The organism is Trebonia kvetii, from assembly GCF_007827045.1.
GTDB lineage: Bacteria > Actinomycetota > Actinomycetes > Streptosporangiales > Streptosporangiaceae > Trebonia > Trebonia kvetii.
Map to the genome: position 1 here is coordinate 213,468 of NZ_RPFW01000003.1, position 15,256 is coordinate 228,723.

Consider the following 15,256-nt stretch of genomic DNA (forward strand, 5'->3'; position numbering starts at 1 on the left):
GCCGTCGCTGGACCTTGGGCGAGCGGCCTTTCGCCGGCCGGGCTGCCGGGGCTATGGCGTCTCGGCGGCGGTCTCGAGTGCCGTCTCGTGAGGCGTCGCCGGAGCCGGCGTCGTCGCGGGCTGGGCGGGCGTGCTCCCGGTGGCCTGCAGGTAGCGCCTGGTGGCGACGGCGACCAGACAGATGCCCAGGCCGATCACCCGTACCGTGCCCTCGCTCGGCCATGGCCACAGGTGGGTCAGCTGAAGCCGCAGCGTGTAAGGGTGGGTGATCTCGTTGAACGACAGGTAGATGACCATGGCTGTGCTTAGGAAGGCGGCGGTCTCCGCGATCGCCTGCACTCCGTGGACGCCGGCGGGCCGCGCGGCGAGCCGGTCCACTGGCTGCGCCGGGGCGCTACCACGGCGCCTGAGCTGAAGAAACTTGCTCACTGAGAGCGTGACGATGGCGACAGCGAATGAGATGACTCCCGCGGTGTCGGTCCGCAGTTGCGGTAGGGCGGGCCAGTACGGGAAAGCCTCGTTTCCTGTGAAGCTGCCGACGAGGGCCGACCCGAACCAGATCAGCACGGCGGTGTAGCCGAGGCCGAAGGCCGCCGATTCGATCGCGAGCTTCCTGTTGTCCCCGCTCCAGGTACGCATGCAGCAACTATATGAATTCTGTTCGCGCGCTGAGCGGCTCCCTTTTTCCGACGATGAGGTCGCTCCCACGGCGCCGCTGCCCTCGTGGACGCGGCAGCGCGGGTGCGATGAGCATTCCGGCTAGCCTTGAACGAGCCAGTTCCAGCGGGGGAGATCGTGGCGGAGGTGAACGGGAGTGCCTGACGCGCGAGGGAACAGCGGGCTTGACGGCCTGGCTGCTCTTGGCCCCTTCTTCGCCGTCGGGTGGCACTCCATGGATGCGGCACCTGCGGCGCCATGGCGAGCGGGCAGCGAACTGGCCGGCCCGTCTGACGCGCTGGCGGCGCGCATTACCGCAGTCCGCGCGGCCCTGGCCGCCAGGAGCGGGCGCGGTCCATTGGAGGTGGAGCCGCGGGTGGCAGGCTCCGCCGTCCACCTGGGACTTGTGGCGCGGCTGATCGCGCCCGCGCTGGGCGTGGCGGTGCTCCGCTGCCCCATCGACCTGCGGCCCGGCGGGCTGTGGTGGCAGGAAGAGCTCGGCGGCGCGATGCCGCTGTCGGTCCCCGCCCCGGCCGCGACGGTGCTGGCGGGCACAGCGCGGACGGCGACGGTGTCGGCGGGCACGGCGCGGGCGGCGACGGCCCCGGCGGTTGCGGCGCGGGCGGCGACGGCCCCCGCGGACATCGCGCCGCCGGTCACTGTGTCCGGGTCCGTCGCGGATGCGGGCAGCGGTGCTGATCTGGCGTCTGGGGAGCGGGACTGGGAGCGGCGGCTTCTCGACGAGACGATCGGTCCGGTCACGGCGGCGATCGCCGGGCTTGTCCCAGTCTCCGGTCGCGTCCTGTGGGGGAATGTCGCCTCGGCGGTCAACACGGCGGCGGCCCTGGTGGCCAGGCAGCGCCCGGACCTGGCACCGGACGCATGGCAGGCCGCGGCCCGCCTGCTCGCCGATCCCCGGCTGCGCGGCGAACCCTGCCCGCCAGGCCCGGCGTTCCGCCGGTCAAGCTGCTGCCTGTTCTACCGGCTGGCACCTGGCGACCCGGCGGCCCTCTGCGGCGACTGCGTGCTCGGCGCCCGTCGCGCCCGCTGATCAGCCGCCGGCGCGGCCCGCCTACCGTCGCGGTCGGGTGCCCGCTTATCGGCCGCCGTCGGAGGCCCGTTTGCCTGCCGCCGGGGCGCACCAGCCGCCATGGTCCGCTTATCAGCCGTGGTCGAATGCCCCGCTATCAGCCGCCGTCGGCGCCCGGTGCGCTTGCCGCTGCCGCCTCGTCTAGGGTGGCGGCCCAGGTGGCGAGCAGTTGCAAGGCGTCGTCGGAGGAGGTGCCCGGCTCGGCGGTGTAGGCGGAGATCCGCAGCCCCGCGTCGGCGGCGAGGTCCAGCGCCTCATAGGTGAGGGTCAGGTCACCTACGGCCGGGTGGTGGAACCGCTTGGTGCCGGTGCGGTGGAGGCGCACGTTGTGCGCGGCCCACCAGACGCGGAAGTCCTCGCTGCGCGTGGACAGCTCCCCGATGAGGTTCGACAGCGCCTTGTCGTGCGGTGCCCGCCCGGCCTCGGTGCGCAGCATCGCGACCACGTCCTGGGCCTGCCGTTCCCACTCGGGGTAGAACGCCTGCGCGGCGGGGTCGAGGAACAGGAAGCGGGCGTTGTTCGCCGGCTGGGCGGGGCTGCCCAGCACCGGCGAGAACAGGGCCGCGCCGAGCCGGTTGGCGGCGAGGATGTCCGTCCGCGCGTTGCGGATATAGGCGGGCGCGGTCATCGCGTCGAGTATGCGCTGCACACTCGGCCTGACCTGCTGCCTCGCGGGGCGCCGCGGCGCGTGCGGCCCGGCGGGCGCCGCCGCCCTGGCCAGGTCGAACAGGTGGGCGCGCTCGGCCTCGTCGAGCTGAAGCGCGCGGGCGATGCCTTCGAGTACGCCCGCCGACGCGCCGGCTGCGCGGCCGCGCTCGAGGCGAACGTAATAGTCGATGCTGACCCCGGCGAGCAGCGCGACCTCCTCCCTGCGCAGCCCGGCGACGCGCCGGTTGCCGCCGTAGGCCGGCAGGCCTGCCTGCTCCGGGGTGATCCTGGCGCGCCGGGAGGTCAGGAAGTCGCGAATCTCATTCCCGTTGTCCACAAATCCCAGGCTACGGCCGTATCGTGACCGCTGGGTGGCCCTGTCGGTACCTGGAACGCCAAGCCCGCCGAGCTGCCGGGCAGCGCCCGCCTGCTGACGGCACCACTCGGCGGCCGGGAACGGTTAAGGTCGGACGGTGGAGCAGGACTGGGGCAATTTCGCGGTCGTCGCCCTGCGCGCGCTCGCCGATCATGGAGCAGATGCGTGCCCGGCAGGTGCCGCAGACGGTGCAGGCGCCGGTGGCCTTGGCTACCTCCCCGGATCCGTTCTGGTGCGCAACGTCACATTTGGCGGCGGAGCGGGCCGGCACGACTGAGCGCACCGGCCCGCCGCATGGGACCGCCGCTTGGAAGCCGTTCCCTGAGAAGCGTCGCCTTAGAAGTCATCGTCGAAGGCGACGTCCCCAATGACGCCTACCTGGTAGGCAGAGACCCGGCGCTCGAAGAAGTTGGACAGCTCCTGGACGTCCTGCAGGTCCATGAACGCCAGCGGGTTCCGCGACCCGTACAGAGGCTCAAGGCCGAGCTGGGCGAGCCGCCGGTCGGCAACGTGCTCCAGGTAGCCGCGCATGTCGGCGAGGGACAGGCCGGCCACGCCCTGACCGAGCAGGTCCTCGGCGAACCGGGCCTCGCAGTCCACGGCCTCGGCAACCATCGCGCGGACCTGGCGGGCCATCTCATCGTCGAACAGGCCTGACTCCTGTGCGCGGACCGTTTCCACCACGTCGAAGGCGAATGCCATGTGCATGGACTCGTCGCGGAACACCCAGTTGGTGCCGCTTGAACAGGTTCGACACCTGCGGCTCGATGCACTCATAGCAGCCGGCGATGGAGGCGATCGTGGCGGTGGGCGCGATCGCGATCAGCAGCGAGTTTCGCAGCCCGGTCGCGGCGATCCGCTTGCGCAGGTCCGCCCAGCGTTCGTGCTGGGTGACCTCGGCGTCCCACAGGTCGGGTTGCAACTGCCCGGCCGCGGCCCGGGTACTCGCGAACTCCGGATGAGCTCCGTGCTCTTCGGCCAGTTCCGCCGACGCCTCAAGCGCGGTCAGGTAGATCTCCTCGGCGATCCGCGTCGACAGTTCGCGCGCCGCGTCCGAGTCGAAGGGCAGCCGCAGCGCGAAGAAGACGTCCTGCAGCCCCATGACGCCGAGCCCGACCGGCCGCCAGCGCGGGTTGGACGCCGCCGCCTGCTCAGCCGGGTAGAAGGTCAGGTCGATGACCCGGTCGAGGAACGGCACCGCGGTCCGCACGGTGGCGCGCAGCTTGTCCCAGTCGACTCCGGCGGCACTCTCGGCTGTACTGGCGGGACCCGCGGTCAGGTGCCTGGCCAGGTTGATCGAGCCGAGGTTGCACACGGCGGTTTCCGTGTCGGTGGTGACCTCGGTGATCTCCGTGCACAGGTTGGACAGGTGCACCACGTTCCCGCTGTCCCTGGTCTGGTTGCACTTGGCGTTGCTGGCGTCCTTGAAGGTCATCCAGCCGTTGCCGGTCTGCGCCAGGGTGCGCATCATCTTGCCGTACAGGTCGCGCGCCTTCACCTGGCGTACGTGCCTGCCTGCCGCCTCCGCCGCCAGGTACTCCCGGTCGAATGCCTCGCCCCACAGGTTGGGCAGTCCCGGCACGGCGTCCGGGTCCATCAGCGACCACATCTGGTCCACCTCGACCCGGCGCATGAATTCGTCGGGTATCCAGTTGGCCAGGTTGAGGTTGTGCGTACGGCGGGCGTCCTCGCCCGTGTTGTCGCGCAGTTCGAGGAACTCCTCGATGTCCGGGTGCCACGGCTCGAGGTAGGCGCAGGCGGCGCCCTTGCGCCTGCCGCCCTGGTTGACCGCGGCCACCGAGGCGTCGAGCGTCCGCAGGAACGGCACGATCCCGTTGGACGCGCCGTTGGTGCCCCGGATCAGCGCGCCGCGTGACCGGATACGTGACCAGCCGATGCCGATGCCGCCGGAGAACTTGCTGAGCCTGGCGACCTGCGCGTAACGGTCGTAGATCGAGGAGAGGTCGTCGCGCGGCGAGTCGACGAGAAAGCACGACGACATCTGTGGATGGCTGGTACCCGAGTTGAACAGCGTCGGCGAACTCGGCAGGTAGGCGAGCGACGACAGCAGCCGGTAGAAGCCGATCGCCTCCGCGGCCGACCGCGACAGGCCGCACGCCACCCGCAGCAGGAAGTACTGCGGCGTCTCGATCACCAGCCTGGTCCCCGGGTGCCTGAGCAGGTATCGGTCGTAGACCGTCTTCGCACCGAAGTACTCGAATTCCCAGTCGGCGCCCGGCGCGATGGCGTCGTCGAGCTTGCGCGCGTTGTCCTTGACGAAGGCCGCGGTCGCGTCGCCGATCAGCCCCTCGGCGTGTCCCAGGCTGATCGACTGGCTGAAGGACGCGATGCCCTGACCGCGCACCTCCTTGTCGATGTAGCCGGTCAGCAGCCGGGCCGCGAGCCGCGAGTACTGCGGCTCCTCGCCGGTCATCTCCGCCGCGGTCTGGATCGACAGCCGGTCGAGTTCGGCGGTGGTGGCGCCGTCGTACAGGCCGCTGATGGTCTTGAGCGCGACCCGCAGCGGGTCAACCTCGGCGAGGCCGTCCGCGCAGCGCTCCACCGCGCGGACGATCTTGTTGACATCGACGGGTTCTGTGTCCCCGTTGCGCTTGCGGACGCGCATGCGCGCCTGCGCGTGCCCGGCAGTGCTTGGCAGGGATTGGCTTGGGTCGGTGACCGTCATGGCTCTCTCCTCGCGAGCGTTCAGGAAAGGCCCTGGCCTGCACGGTGGCGCGACGAGACTGCGATCATGCTGTGTCGACGGCATGACGCGGTGCCCGCCGGCCGTCCCGCGCGGCCTGAGCCCGCCGCGCGCCTTCGGCGCGCGGCACGCTGGCAGGTCTTCGGACTCACGGGCACGGCGCCATGGCTGGCGCCTCCTACTGACCGTCGCTTCCCAGGCCTGGATGGCCCAGTGCTGCTCGCGCCGCGCGCCTGCGCGCACGGCACGGACGGTTGTCGTTCCCGTTCACCGCTGCGGGGCAGTCCCGGAATCGCACCGGGTTCCCTGTTGCCTCCGCGGACCTGGATGGCTCGCGGAACCAGCTGCGTGCAGCACCATATCTAGCGGCTCTGACATTTCCAAGCACCACATGTCGTGTCGGCGCGCCGAATTTGCCTATCCCTGGTCAGCGCGCCTTTCCCGCGGCAGCGGGTCCACGGGAGCGCCAGGCGAGCGCGATGGCCGCGCAGCTGACGGCTGCGGCGGCGGTGACCGCCCGGCTGAGCCGCGCGGCCCTGGCGATGTCGTCCACCCCTGGCGCGCGGCCCGCCGCGTTCAGCACCGGACGGTCCTCGACGTGCGAACCGTAGTCGTTGCGCCCGCCGAGCCGGAGCCCGAGCGCGCCGGCGAAGGCTGCCTCCGCCACTCCCGCGTTCGGGCTCGGGTGGCGGCGTCCGTCCGCACGGGCCACGGAAAGCGCTGCGCGCCAGGTCCCGCCGGCGGCCGGCGCGACCGCCGCGGTGAGCGCGGCCGTCAACCGGGCCGGCAGGTAGTTGGCGAGGTCGTCGGCGCGGGCGGATGCCCAGCCGAAGTTCTCATAGCGCGGGCTGTGGTGCCCGACCATCGCGTCGAGCGTGTTCACCGCCCGGTAGCCGAACAGGCCGGGCAGGCCGGCTACCGCGCCCCACAGCAGCGGCGCGACCACGGCGTCCGAGGTGTTCTCCGCGACCGACTCGACCACGGCCCTGGCGATCTCCGCCTTGTCAAGCGAGTCGGTCCGCCGGCCGACCAGGTGAGTGAGCCGCCGTCGAGCGGCGGGCAGGTCGCCGCGCCGCAGGTGCGCGGCAACGGCGTCGGCTTCGCCCGGCAGCGTCCGCGAGCCGAGCACCGCCCAGGTGCCCACGGCGGTGGCCGCCGCGAGCCACGGCGCGGGCAGGCCGCGCGCCGGCCGGCCAAGCAGCACCGGCGCCGCGACCAGGAGTGCGGCGTAGCCGGTTCCCGCCATGCGGTCGTCGCGCCAGAGCAGGGCCTCGAGGCTCCCGGCGGCGGCGCCGAACAGGGCGACCGGATGGCCGCGCCGCGGATCGCCGGCAAGCTGGTCGAGCAGCACGCCGGCGACCAGCCCCGCCGCGGTGGCGCGGGCACGACTCCTGCGGGCAAGGGCTGGCACGGCCACCAGAGTAGGAGATGGCATAGTGGGCGTGACGGCGGGAGGCGCGGTTGAGTTTCGACCTGTCGCATCACGGCGATGCGGACATCGTTCGCGGGCTTGTCGATCTCGCGGTCAACGTGCGGACGGGCGGGACACCGGGCTGGCTCGCCGCCCGCATCCTCCAGACGGACCTCGCGGCGTACCCGGACCAGCGGGCGGCACTCGCCGCGGTGGCGGCCAGGCACGGCCGCGCCGACGGGGAGGTGCTGCTGACCGCCGGGGCAGCCGAGGCCTTCGTGCTGCTCGCCAGGTCACTGCGGCCAAGGCGCGCCGTCGTGGTGCACCCGCAGTTCACCGAGCCGGAGGCGGCGCTGCGCGCGGCCGGCCACGACGTTGAGCGGCTGATCCTCCCGTTCCCCTTCACCCTTGACCCGGCGGCTGTGCCATCGGACGCGGACCTGGTCTTCATCGGCAACCCGACCAACCCGACCTCGGTGGCTCATTCCCGCACGACGCTGCTCGGGCTCATCAAGCCCGGCCGGATCGTGGTGATCGACGAGGCGTTCGCCGACTGCCTGCGGGAGCGAGAGTCGGTAGCGGGCCACGGTGACCTCACCGGGCTCGTCGTCATCCGGAGTCTCACCAAGACCTGGGGTCTAGCGGGTCTGCGGGTGGGCTACCTGCTCGCCGCGCCGGACATCATCCGGCTGCTCGCCGCCGCCGGGGCTTCGCGGTCCGCCGTGGCGAGACCTTCCCCGGCCTCGGCCCCGGCTGGATCCGCGTCGCGGTACGGGACATCGCCACCTCCGAGGCATTCGCCGCGGCGCTCGCAGACGCGCGATGCGAAGATTGACGGCATGACGGCAGACGACGATGTCGCGAAGCAGATCAGCTCGCTCGAGGCCAGGCGCTACCAGGCGATGACCGACGGGGACGTGGAGACGCTCGCTGAGCTGTTCTCGCCCGACCTCATTTACTCGCACTCGGATGCGAGCACCGACAGCAAGCAGAGCTACCTGGACAGGCTCGCGAGCGGGTACTTCGACTACGGCCCACTGGAGCATCCGGAACACAGCGTCCTGGTACACGGCGACTGCGCCGTCGTCCTGCACGACATGCGCGGCGAGGTGCTAGTCGAAGGCGCGACGCGGGTGCTGAACAGCAAAGCGCTCGCCGTCTGGGGGAGAGACGGCGAGCGCTGGCTGCTGCTAGCGTTCCAGCCCACCAAGTACCCGGGCTGACCCGGGAACATCGCGGACGGCGGGGACGCCGCGCCGGCGCCCCCAGGCGCGGTCGCCGAGCAGTGCGAGGGCCGCGGGCAGCAGGACGCCGCGGACGACCGTGGCGTCGATGAGGATCGCGGCGGCGGTTCCGATGCCGAGGATCTTCAGGTCGACAAGCGGCAGGGTGGTGAAGATGGAGAAGACCGCCGCCATGATCAGCGCGGCACTCGTCACCACCCCGGCGCTCGACGCGATGCCGCCGGCGATGGCCTGGTCCGGCGACGAGCCGCGCGTCCACATCTCGCGGATCCGGCTCAGGATGAACACGTGGTAGTCCATGCTGATCCCGAACAGGAACACGAACATCATCAGCGGCACCCAGTAGATGATCCCGCCGAATCCGGTGTAGCCGAGCAGGCCCTGCCAGCGCCCGTCCTGGAAGATCAGCGTGATCAGGCCGTACGCCGCGCCGACGGACAGCAGGTTGAGCGCGATCGACACCAGCGGCACGGTCAGCGACCTGAATGCCATAAGCAGCAGGACGAACGCGAGCACGCCGACGAACGCGAACACCGCGGGCAGGCTTGAGCTCTCCTGATGGATGTCGTCGTAGAGCCCGGCCGTGTCACCCGCCACCGCGTAGCTGACACCCGGCACCTTCCCGAGGGTGGCGGGCAGGACCTGGTTCCGCAGCGTCAGCAGCGCGTTGTTCGACGCGGTGTCGGTGCCGCTGCCCGCGAGCTGCACGCCGATGAGCAGGGCGCGCCCGCCGCCGAGCTCGGTGACGGTCACTGGCTGGCGGATGGGGCCGCCTGCTGCGGCGCGGTCCCGCAGGGCGGCGACCGCGGCCGTCACCCTCAAACCAGTGAGGTCTGGCCCGTGCACGACGATCTCGGCGGGCGCCGGCGCCTGCGGGAACGCCCGCTGCACCGCCTCCATCGTGGCGACGGACGCGATGTTCTTCGGCGCGTCGATGGCGGGCTGGCCGACCCGCAGGCCGAGCGCGGGCGCGGCGAGCGCGAGCATCGCCACCGTCGCGATGCCGCCCCAGATCAGCGGCCGTGCGACCACTCGCCGGGCGAGCCCGCCCCAGAACCGGGACGGCCTGGCGGCGGCCCGCCTGCGGCCGAGGAACGGAATCCGGCCAGCGTCCGCCTTCGGGCCGAGCCAGGCAAGCAGCGCGGGCAGCACGGTGAGCGAGCCGGCCACCGAGATGCCGACCACGGCGATGGTGCCGAGCGCCATGCCGCTGAACGGCCCGCCACCCACCATGAACAGGCCGGCCATGGTGGCCATCACGGTTAGCCCGGACACCACGATGGCGCGTCCCGAGGTGCGCGACGCGATGCGCAGCGCCTCGGGGAACGACCGGCCGAGTGCCCGCTCCTCCCGCTCGCGGCGCAGGTAGAACAGCGCGTAGTCAACGCCGACCGCCATGCCGATGATGACCACGACCTCGAAGGTGCTGCTGTTGACGGGCAGCAAGTGGCTGACGGCTGTCAGCACGCCGATCGCGGCGGTCAGCGATGTGAGCGCGAGCAGCACGGGAATGCCTGCCGCGACGAGCGCGCCGAACACGGCGAGCAGCAGGATCAGCGTGATGGGCACCGAGGTCGCTTCGGCCTTGCTGAAGTTCAGCGCGCCGTTGATCGCCTCGCCGATGCTCGCGTCGCCGGTCTCGGCGACCCGCAGGTTCGCGTGCTCAGCCTGCACGCCGGCGACCGCGTGCTGCAGTGCCGTCACCGCCTTGCCGGGATCGGTGACGTTGCCTGGTACCTGGAAGGTGACCAGGGCGCTGTGCCGGTCCTTCGACACCAGCGCCTGGCCGCCCGGCTGCAGCGGGGTGCGGATGTCACCCGCGTAGCCGGGCAGCGCGGCGAGCGCCGCCGCGACCTGGGACGCCGCCTGGCGCATGGCCGGGTCGGTGGCGAAGGTGGCGCCGGGAGTCTTCGCCTGGATGAGCACTTGCTCCGACGCTCCGTTGTACTGCGAGGGCGCGACCTGGTTGAGCACCCGCTCCGCCGTGCCGGACTGGCCCGCGTCGTACTGGGGCAGGTTGCGGCTGCCGAGGGCCTGGCCGCCCATGAAGACGGCGGCGACGAGCAGCAGCCAGCCGATGACGACGGTCTTGCGGTGCCCGGCGCTCCAGCCGGCGATCCGCTCGGTGAGGTTGGGTCGTTCCCCTCTGCTGTCACCCGGGGCCGGTTCCGTGACAGGCGGCAGCGGGTCATATTGCTGGTAATCGGGTTCCGTGGGGGATACTGGAATGCGCGGCTGGCGCATGACAGCCTTCTTTCTGCTGGCGTGGAGAGACGGGTATGTGTGATGCGTGAAACGTCGCGGTCTGATCCCCGCCCGCGAGCTGGACCCTCGTGGGCGGGGACAGTCAGCTACCGCTCGTTCGGGATGAATTCTTCGGTGAGGCCGTGGTGAACGGCGCCTTCCGCGACGGACAGCGGCCCTGGACGGCCGAGTACCTCGCGTGCCTCGCGCAGCGGATCGCCCGGCATTCCGAGCAGGTTCCGCGCGACGGTGACGTGCGCCTTGGCGGTCGCCACGAGGACATAGCTGAACGCGACGAACAGGATCAGGAAGACGACGGCGGCGAGCAGCGCCTTCGGCAGCGTGTCGATGTAGAGGCCGTAGCCCGGGTGGCCGTGCGGGCCGTTGGGGAAGTAGCCGAGCTGTACGCCGTGGTAGCGAACGCCGTGGACGGTCTGCCACGGGGCCCAGTACCAGACGGGCAGCGTGATCTCCGCAAGGAAGACCAGCCAGACCGTTAGGACGACCAGGTCGAGGGCGACGAGCGGCACGAACATGCCGATCAGGTAGGCGATGTCGCGCCAGGTGGCGGGGTCGCGCCACTCGGTGCGGACCCGTGCCAGCATGCCGGCGCCGGTCGTCGGCCGGTAGCCCGTCCCGACCTCGCCGCAGAACGGGCGGAGCCTGGCCCGCTCTATGTTCGCGCACCAGCGGACGGTCGCGGCGGCCGCGATCAGCAGCGGGATGCCGGCCAGTGTGATGGCGAGCAGCGCGCCGGTGAGCGCGGCGGTCAGCGCGATGGAGAACAGCACCCAGCCCACGACCTGGTAGGCGATCAGGAACCAGGCGCCCGCCCACAGGTCCCGGGAGAACAGCAGCCGGATGGGGCCGTGGCGCAGGCTGAGCGTGTTCATCCGACGTCCCGCATCAGCTGCTCGACGGCGGACACGTGCTCTGCCAGCTTGGCCATCTCGCTGCGCAGGTCGGTCATGCTGGCCACCGCCTCCTCGGCCAGCTTGCGGTAGGAGGCCATCGCCACGGCGTCGGCGCGGTGCCGCTGCAGCCGGAAGTAGTTCCAGACGATGATCGCGATCGCCGCGCAGATGGGCACAAAGATCGCCGCGACGATGCCGATCGGTGTGAGGTTGGTGCCGTTTGAAGCCAGTGTTGTCATCATGTCCGTCACCTGTCGCTCTCTTTCGCGTCGAGAGCTTGCTCCGTGTTCTTTTTGTCTTCCGCGAAGTTCTTGTCGTCTTCCGCGAGCGCGCGGACGACCGTGTCGGCCGTGACGCGCAGCTCGAAGGGGGCCAGCTCGAAGTACTTCATCGCCTTGCCGTCCTCGGACAGCTCCAGGCTGCCTGCCACCAGATCCGCCTTCTCCAGGCGGTCCAGGTGCATGTAGAGCAGCGGCCTGGACATGCCGAGCCTGCGCGCCAGTTCGCTGACGTGCACCCGGCCTCCCGCGAGCTCCGCGATGATGCGCAGCCGCAGCGGGTGGCCGATGGCGGTCAGGGCCGCCACAAGTTCTTCGCTGGTCAGTGTCTCATTCACGATCTATCACCTGTAAGAAAAAACTTACATGTGACGTACTGGGCTGTCAACGGCTTATTTCGCGAGGTAGTAGAAGCGGTTCAAGGCTGCACAGCACAACTGTCCCGCCGGGTCACAACAGGCCCGGCGGGACAGCGAAGAGGCTAGGAAAGAGCTAACCGGCGGTGTGCCGCCAGGGGCTGCGGCGTTCTGCCGCGTCGGATGACTCCGCGCGCTGACCGGGGATGGTCGTGTGATCGCCTCGGTCGTCACGGGCCACGGTGCGCTCCGCGCTGCGCAGCGCGAACGCACCGACGATCTCCATCACGCCCATCACGATGAACCAGATGCCGGCGAGCACGGCCAGCGCGGTGACTGAGGACACCGGGGCCGACACCACGACGATGCCGGCGATCAGGCTGATCACGCCGAAGAAGATCAGCCACCCGGCGCCGCTCGCGCCGCGGACGGCGATACCCGACATCAGCGCGGAAATGCCCTGGACGATCCAGGTGATGCCGATGACCAGGCCGATGATGGCGAAGCTGAAGTGGAGGTGCCTGATGAGCACCACCCCGATCACAATGAACGCCAGTGCGGCGAGTCCGTGCCAGACCCGCTGCCTCTCACGGCTGTCAAACACCCGGACCAGCTGGTAGATCCCGGAAACGATCAGCAGGACGCCGAGCAGAACCGTGATCACGGTCAGTGACTGCGTGGGCAGCACGGTCACCAGGAGGCCGAGCAGGGCCGTCACGATCCCGACGAAGAGCGACGCCGTCCACCCCATGGGCCAGCCCAGCATGGCGACGTCCCCATCCATGTCATCGTGTGCCATTTCTGCCGCTCCTTCGCTTGCGACATACCTTGTCCCGACCGTGCACCCCGCGCGGGGCGCGGCACCTCATCCTGGGCGAGTGAACGCCGACGGCGGGCTGTAGCGGTTGCTGCTCGGCGTCCCTGGCAGCAGGTAGAAGTAGCCCCTCCAGGTATTCCGTCAGCCGGGCCGGCCGGTATCCGTAGTCGTCCTGCGGGGGGTACGCGCCGTAACTGCCCACCGGGTCGCCCTGGGGAGCTCTCATGCCGCACCTCCGATTCCCCGATCGGCGTGTCGCATGGGACTATGCGCACATTGAGTCAACAATTATACACGTACAGTAATCAACGCCGCCGGGAGCGGGATGGGAGCACTCGCCACCGCGCGAGCCCGCCGGCTACTGAGCGGCGCGCCGGATCGCGGATCGCCGCGCCGCTCACCCGCACCGGGCGACCGGCGCGGCGGCCGCGATATCGCTACGTGCCGAGGATCTTGGCCTTCGCCGCGGTGAACTCCTCGTCGGTCAGCACGCCCTGCTTGTGCAGTCCGGCGAGCTGGTCGAGCTGCTCCATCATCGGCGACTGGGCAGCTGGCTCGGCAGGCCGCTGGGTGGGCACCGGTGCGGCCTGCTGCTGGTTTTGCTGTTGCTCAAGGTCGTTGAGCCGCTGGTCCTGGCTCGTCTCCTGCGACGCGTTCGCGTCCTGCCGCCGCGCCGCGGACTTACCCGCCACGTACGCGCCGCCGCCGACGACGGCGGCGCGCAGCAGCGGGCGACGTCGGCGGAAACCGCCCCGCATCAGATGTCCATCTCGTCGGGCAGCGCGAGGTCGAGCGCGACCATGATCTCCGGTGCTGCGGCGAGCACGCGGGGCATGCCGACCTGCGGCGCGACAGCGGCGAGAATGCCGAGGATGTCCCGCGGGGTCACCCCGGCATCGAGCGCCTCGCTGACTTGCCACATGTACGAGGCGGGCGGCGCGTCAATGGCGATCAGCGCTGCGATCTTCACCATTGCGAAAGTGCGCGGGCCGAGCCCGCTGCTCTCGCGTAGCATGCCTCGCAGGTCCGACGCCTCGTTGAGCACTTCGGCCTTGCCGAGAGCCAGGGCGGTGAACATCTGGGTGGTGGACTCATCGACGGCTACCTTGGTTCCGGCCATGTGCCTCGACTCCTTCGTGCCGGGGATGGGCGATATCCGGCTACGCCGCCGACGCTGCCATGAGTGCCGGGGCAGCGCCCCACCCTGGCCGGGTGATTCCGCGCTGCCGGCGCGCGGGGGGACGACCCCCGCCTCATGGGGACTCGCGAACCCGCTGGCTCCGCCTGGCGAGGTAGCGCTTCTCGGCCGCGTTGGTGGCGTACCTGGCCGCCTCCGCGTACTCGGCCGCCGCCGCCGCGGGCTCGCCCGCCATTTCGAGCAGGTGCCCGCGGACGGCGTGGAACCGGTGGTGCCTGGAAAGCGTGCCGGCGAGTTCGCCGGCCGCGTCGAGGCCCGCCGCGGGGCCGTGCACCATGGCGACGGCCACCGCATGTCCCAGCGAGACCATGGGGCCTGGGGAAACCCGGGTGAGCAGCTCGTACAGGCCGAGGATCTCCGTCCAGTCAGTGTCCGCCAGGGAGGCTGCCTCGTCGTGCACGGCCGCGATCGCGGCCTGGAGCTGGTAGGGGCCAAGTGCCGTCGTCGTGGCGAGGGTCTGCTCGATGAGCGCGGACCCCTCGACGATGAGCGCCCGGTCCCAGCGGGCACGGTCCTGCTCGGCGAGCGGTATCAGCGCTCCGTCGGGCGCCACCCGCGCCGCCTGCCTGGCATCGGTGAGCAGCATCAGGGCGAGCAGGCCCGCGGTCTCCGCGTCGCCTGGCAGCAGGCGGCGCAGCAGCCTGGCCAGCCGGATTCCCTCGGCGGACAGGTCGGTGCGCTGCAGGGCCTCGCCGGCGGATGCGGTGTAGCCCTCGTTGAATATCAGGTACGCGACCTGCTGGACGGCGCGCAGGCGCTCGTCGCGGTCGGCGGCGTCCGGCGGGGCGAACCTGGCTCCCGCCGCGCGGATCTGCTGCTTCGCGCGGCTGATGCGCTGCGCCATGGTGGACTCCGGTACCACGAACGCCCGGGCGATCTCCGCGGTGGTCAGCCCGCCGACGGCGCGCAGCGTGAGCGCGACCTGGGAGGACGCGGTGAGCGCCGGATGGCAGCAGAGAAACAGCAGGGTGAGCGTGTCGTCGGCGTCCCCCGGGTTGGCCGCGGCGTCGGACAGCCACGCATCGGCGCCCGCCAGCATGGCCGGCAGGGTCGCTAGGTAGTTGGTGTCCTCACGCCTGCGCCGCGCCGCCTCGCTGCGCAGGATGTCCGCGAGCCGCCGGGTGGCGACCGTCAGCAGCCAGGCACGCGGGTTGTCCGGCGTCCCGGAGGCGGGCCACTGCACCGCCGCGTCGAGCAGCGCCTCCTGCACCGCGTCCTCGCAGCTGTCGAGCCCGTCGTAGCGGCGCATGAGCACGCCGAGAACCTGCGGCGTGAGCTCGCGCAGCAGGTTCTCGACGTCCAGCGGGATGCTCACCGGA

The 15,256-nt window shown here is 71.0% G+C and carries 16 protein-coding genes and 1 riboswitch; of the genes, 3 read left to right on the top strand and 13 right to left on the bottom strand.

Going from position 1 to position 15,256, the window contains the following annotated elements:
• Positions 1–51: 51 nt before the first annotated feature.
• On the bottom strand, positions 52–639 hold the full coding sequence (locus EAS64_RS15790) for a hypothetical protein (protein WP_145853770.1): 588 nt from the start codon (positions 637–639) through the stop codon (positions 52–54).
• A gap of 175 nt (positions 640–814) precedes the next feature.
• On the opposite strand from EAS64_RS15790, the gene EAS64_RS15795 reads away from it, so the two are divergent.
• Positions 815–1,708 carry a (2Fe-2S)-binding protein gene (locus EAS64_RS15795; protein ID WP_145853771.1) on the top strand — a complete coding sequence of 298 codons (894 nt, stop codon included), beginning with the start codon at positions 815–817 and terminating at the stop codon, positions 1,706–1,708.
• 136 nt (positions 1,709–1,844) lie between these two features.
• Here the strand turns inward: EAS64_RS15795 and EAS64_RS15800 are convergent, their stop codons facing one another.
• Positions 1,845–2,732, bottom strand: coding sequence for a helix-turn-helix transcriptional regulator (locus tag EAS64_RS15800; RefSeq protein WP_145853772.1), 888 nt, complete (start codon positions 2,730–2,732; stop codon positions 1,845–1,847).
• A gap of 136 nt (positions 2,733–2,868) precedes the next feature.
• Here EAS64_RS15800 and EAS64_RS15805 point away from each other — a divergent pair, with 136 nt between their 5' ends.
• Entirely contained in the window at positions 2,869–3,048 is a 180-nt protein-coding gene (locus EAS64_RS15805; RefSeq protein ID WP_145853773.1) for a hypothetical protein, read from the top strand.
• 59 nt (positions 3,049–3,107) lie between these two features.
• Here EAS64_RS15805 and EAS64_RS15810 read toward each other — a convergent pair whose 3' ends face one another.
• The 3 genes from EAS64_RS15810 to EAS64_RS15820 all read right to left on the bottom strand — a co-directional run bounded on the left by EAS64_RS15810 (position 3,108) and on the right by EAS64_RS15820 (position 6,910).
• Positions 3,108–3,473: a ribonucleotide-diphosphate reductase subunit beta gene (locus EAS64_RS15810; protein WP_246115708.1), complete on the bottom strand. Its 366-nt coding sequence runs from the start codon at positions 3,471–3,473 to the stop codon at positions 3,108–3,110.
• On the bottom strand, positions 3,409–5,457 hold the full coding sequence (locus EAS64_RS15815; RefSeq protein WP_246115709.1) for a ribonucleoside-diphosphate reductase subunit alpha: 2,049 nt from the start codon (positions 5,455–5,457) through the stop codon (positions 3,409–3,411). Before EAS64_RS15815 ends, EAS64_RS15810 begins: the two co-directional genes overlap by 65 nt.
• A gap of 134 nt (positions 5,458–5,591) precedes the next feature.
• A riboswitch (cobalamin riboswitch) is annotated at positions 5,592–5,835 on the bottom strand.
• A gap of 67 nt (positions 5,836–5,902) precedes the next feature.
• On the bottom strand, positions 5,903–6,910 hold the full coding sequence (locus EAS64_RS15820) for a cobalamin biosynthesis protein (RefSeq protein ID WP_145853774.1): 1,008 nt from the start codon (positions 6,908–6,910) through the stop codon (positions 5,903–5,905).
• Between the two features lie 26 nt (positions 6,911–6,936).
• Here EAS64_RS15820 and EAS64_RS15825 point away from each other — a divergent pair, with 26 nt between their 5' ends.
• On the top strand, positions 6,937–8,109 hold the full coding sequence (locus EAS64_RS15825) for an aminotransferase class I/II-fold pyridoxal phosphate-dependent enzyme (RefSeq protein ID WP_439333603.1): 1,173 nt from the start codon (positions 6,937–6,939) through the stop codon (positions 8,107–8,109).
• Here the strand turns inward: EAS64_RS15825 and EAS64_RS15835 are convergent.
• The 8 genes from EAS64_RS15835 to EAS64_RS15870 all read right to left on the bottom strand — a co-directional run bounded on the left by EAS64_RS15835 (position 8,077) and on the right by EAS64_RS15870 (position 15,252).
• Entirely contained in the window at positions 8,077–10,374 is a 2,298-nt protein-coding gene (locus EAS64_RS15835) for an MMPL family transporter (RefSeq protein ID WP_145853776.1), read from the bottom strand. The genes EAS64_RS15825 and EAS64_RS15835 overlap by 33 nt on opposite strands.
• A gap of 107 nt (positions 10,375–10,481) precedes the next feature.
• The gene (locus tag EAS64_RS15840) at positions 10,482–11,267 is read right to left on the bottom strand and encodes a sensor domain-containing protein (protein ID WP_145853777.1); all 786 of its coding nucleotides are present in this window, start codon (positions 11,265–11,267) and stop codon (positions 10,482–10,484) included.
• Positions 11,264–11,530: a hypothetical protein gene (locus tag EAS64_RS15845; RefSeq protein WP_222849353.1), complete on the bottom strand. Its 267-nt coding sequence runs from the start codon at positions 11,528–11,530 to the stop codon at positions 11,264–11,266. The genes EAS64_RS15840 and EAS64_RS15845 overlap by 4 nt, the downstream gene beginning before the upstream one ends.
• Positions 11,531–11,535: 5 nt before the next feature.
• A complete protein-coding gene (locus EAS64_RS15850; protein ID WP_246115711.1) occupies positions 11,536–11,904 on the bottom strand; it encodes an ArsR/SmtB family transcription factor in 369 nt (122 codons plus the stop codon).
• A gap of 154 nt (positions 11,905–12,058) precedes the next feature.
• Complete coding sequence (locus EAS64_RS15855) at positions 12,059–12,721, bottom strand: HdeD family acid-resistance protein (protein ID WP_145853778.1); 663 nt, start codon at positions 12,719–12,721, stop codon at positions 12,059–12,061.
• A 455-nt stretch (positions 12,722–13,176) separates the two neighbouring features.
• Positions 13,177–13,497 carry an SHOCT domain-containing protein gene (locus tag EAS64_RS15860; RefSeq protein ID WP_145853779.1) on the bottom strand — a complete coding sequence of 107 codons (321 nt, stop codon included), beginning with the start codon at positions 13,495–13,497 and terminating at the stop codon, positions 13,177–13,179.
• Entirely contained in the window at positions 13,497–13,859 is a 363-nt protein-coding gene (locus EAS64_RS15865; RefSeq protein WP_145853780.1) for a carboxymuconolactone decarboxylase family protein, read from the bottom strand. The genes EAS64_RS15860 and EAS64_RS15865 overlap by 1 nt, the downstream gene beginning before the upstream one ends.
• Before the next feature lie 133 nt (positions 13,860–13,992).
• Complete coding sequence (locus tag EAS64_RS15870) at positions 13,993–15,252, bottom strand: RNA polymerase sigma factor (RefSeq protein WP_145853781.1); 1,260 nt, start codon at positions 15,250–15,252, stop codon at positions 13,993–13,995.
• Positions 15,253–15,256: the final 4 nt, after the last annotated feature.